This window comes from Streptomyces sp. NPDC002156, assembly GCF_053593675.1.
Window position 1 is genome coordinate 1 of record NZ_JBSFDA010000350.1, and the last position, 2982, is coordinate 2982.

Below are 2982 nucleotides of genomic sequence, written 5' to 3' on the forward strand. Positions count from 1 at the left end.
GTGCGCAGCGGCCGGGTCGGCGCGGCCGTCCAGGCCCTGGACGCCAAGTCCGGCGGCGACTGGCTGACAGTTCCAGCAGCACCGGCCCTTCCGTCGTGCACGGGAGCCCGTCAGCGGTCGACGGCGACCACGGCGTACGTCGTCTCGGGCGTCGGCGTCGTCGTGAACCGGGCGTTGGGCAGATACAGCCGGTTCCGGTACGCGGCGGCGGTGGTCGGCACATCGAAGTCCGGGTCGGTGATGCGCCGTCGGAAGACCCCGCTGCTCCCGTCCGGGGCGAGCGTGAACACGTCGATCGCGTTCTGCCGGTTCTGTACGACGTACAGCGTGCGCCCGATGAGCAGCAGGCCGTCGCCGTTGGTGAGCGGGGCCGCGTCGCCGAGCGCGACGAGCTTGGTGACCCCGGTGCGCGGGTCCACCCGGTGCAGTCCGCCGACCCCCGACTGGACGACGAGCAGCGCCTTGCCGTCGGGCGTGGCGGTGATCCCGTTGGCGTTGACGACCTCGCCGGCCACCTGGCTCCAGTCGCCGCTCAGGGCGATCCGTACGACGTCGTCGGCGCCCGGCAGCGCGCCGCCCCGGCCGAGCGGGAGGACGTACAGAGCCGGCTGGAAGGAGTCGGTGAAGATCGCCGCGCGCTTGGTCAGGAACACGTCGTTGGCGAAGGTGGGCGTCGCCGTGGTGAGGGTGTACGAGGCGAGGACGGCGCCGGTACGGGTGTCCACGACCCGGGCGCCCTGGCCGCGGGCGGAGACGAACAGCCGTCCCTGGCCGTCGAGTTTGAGCCCGACGGACGGGGTGCCGGGCCCGGCCGAGATGATCTCGCCGGCTCCGGTGCGCAGGTCTGCCCGGTAGATCGAGCCGTCGCCGAGCGAACCGAGATAGGCGTAGGGGCCCGTGCCGATGGCTATGCCTTCCGGGCGGAAACCGTTCGGCAGGGGTATCAGGGTCGGCAGGGTCTTCGGGGAGGCGGCGGCCGGTGAGGCGACCAGGGCGGCGGATACGGTGGCGGCTCCCGCGACGAGGAGTCCGCGGCGGCTGACTTGGCGTGCGAAGGAACCGTGTGTGGGTGCCACGGGGCTTCCTTCCAGGAAGGGACCGGCAGTTGGCCGGTCCTGCGGGTCAACTGACTCCGCCACCACATCACATGTCGACTCGCGCCACAGCCTGTCACAGTGAGTCGACAGCACCTCGACAGCAAGGACCACTGAACCACCCCTGTTTGGCACCCGCATGGACCGAAGGGAGCGGTTTGCGATGACCGACCAGGTACAGCCGGGATTCATCTGTCAGGGGACCGAGCAGGAGCTGATCGTCGTCGCCCGCCCCGAGGCCCGGCTGCGGGCCCGGCCCGACGGCGTACGTTCGGCCGCCGACGCCGATGTGTCGGCCCTCGGCAGGTTCCTCGACGCCGAACAGCTCGTCCTGGAACCGCTGTTCGGCAGCGAGGAGCGCCTTCGGCGTTCGGGGAGCACAGGAACGGAGAGTCCGCCCGACCTCGCGCTGTTCTACCGGGTGCGGGGCGGTGAGCGACGCGTTCGTGAACTGCGGGCCGGGATCGCCGAGTTGCCGGGTATCGACACGGCGTATGTGAAACCGGGCGCCTTGCCGGCCGCGTCACGGGCGACCGGAGCGAGCGCGGCGGAGGGCGCGACCGTGACCCCCGACCTCACCGGGCGTCAGGGCTACCTGAAGCCCGCGCCCGAGGGTGTGGACGCCCACTGGGCCTGGGAGCGGCCCGGCGGCACGGGCCGGGGCGTCACGGTGATCGACGTGGGAGGCGCCTGGCAGCTCGGCCACGAGGGACTCGCCGCCAGGCTCGCGGGCGTCGTCACCGGGACCCCGCTGGCCGACCTCGCCTGGCGCAACCACGGTACGTCCGTGATCGGCGTGCTCGGTGCCGACCGCGACGGGCACGGCATCACCGGGATCGTCCCGGAGGCGGTGACGGCCGCTGCGTCCGTCCAGGGGCTCGGCACGGCCGCCGCGATCCACGCCGCCGCCGAACGGCTCGGCCCCGGGGACCTCGTACTGGTCGGACTGCACCGGCCGGGACCGCGGTTCGGCTTCGCACCCCGCGACGACCAGCGGGGCTGCATCGCCCTCGAATGGTGGCCGGACGACCACGCCGCCGTCCGCCACGCCAGCGCCAAAGGCATCCTCGTAGTGGCCGCCGCGGGCAACGGCGCCGAGTCGCTGGACGACGGTGTGTACGAGCGCCGCCCGGCCGGGTTCCCGGAGTGGTGGCGCAACCCGTTCAACGTGTCCGACCCGTGCTCCGGCGCGGTCCTGGTCGGCGCCGGAGCCCCGCCGCCCGGCACCCACGGCCGCGATCACGGCCCCGACCGGTCCCGGCTGGCGTTCTCCAACCACGGGGCCCGTGTGGACGCGCAGGGCTGGGGCGCCGAGGTCACGACCTCGGGCGGCTTACGGGACCGGCCGGGCGACCTCCGGGGCGGCCCCGAGGAGATCGCCTGGTACACGGACAGGTTCTGCGGGACCTCCGCCGCCGCCTCGACGGTGGCCGGCGCCCTGGCCGCGCTCCAGGGCATGCTCAAGGCGGCGGCCCGGCCCCCGATGACCCCCGAGACCGCCCGTACGGTGCTGCGGGCCACGGGATCCCCGCAACAGGACGCTCCGGGCCGACCCGTGTCCCAGCGGATCGGCAGCAGGCCGGACATCAGGGCGGCGGTCACGCGTCTGCTGCCGGAGGCGGTCGGCTCGGGCCGCGCCGAGCGTTACTGGGACGAGCTGCTCCCTTACCCGCGCGAACTCCCGCCCAGACTCCGGCTGTTCGTGGCGGGTGCGTGGCGCAGCCTCGACCGTCCGTCCCCGGAGATCCGGCAGGCGGTGCACAGCGCGTTCGCGGGCGGGCGGCCGGACGTACGGGTCTGGTTCTCGGGGGACGAGATCGTCGGCTTGGTGATCACGGGCTGAACTGGTTGGGCACAGGTGGGGCGCTGGGCGGATGATCCGCCCAGC

Annotated in this window: 2 protein-coding genes; one reads left to right on the forward strand and one right to left on the reverse strand. The window is 73.4% G+C overall.

Features of this window, described 5'->3' with window-relative positions:
- Positions 1 to 110: 110 nt before the first annotated feature.
- Positions 111 to 1076 (reverse strand): SMP-30/gluconolactonase/LRE family protein, encoded by a 966-nt coding sequence (locus ACWCRB_RS49555; protein ID WP_451002335.1) that lies wholly within the window; start codon positions 1074 to 1076, stop codon positions 111 to 113.
- 181 nt (positions 1077 to 1257) lie between these two features.
- Here ACWCRB_RS49555 and ACWCRB_RS49560 point away from each other — a divergent pair, with 181 nt between their 5' ends.
- A complete protein-coding gene (locus ACWCRB_RS49560) occupies positions 1258 to 2937 on the forward strand; it encodes a S8 family serine peptidase (RefSeq protein ID WP_451002336.1) in 1680 nt (559 codons plus the stop codon).
- Positions 2938 to 2982: the final 45 nt, after the last annotated feature.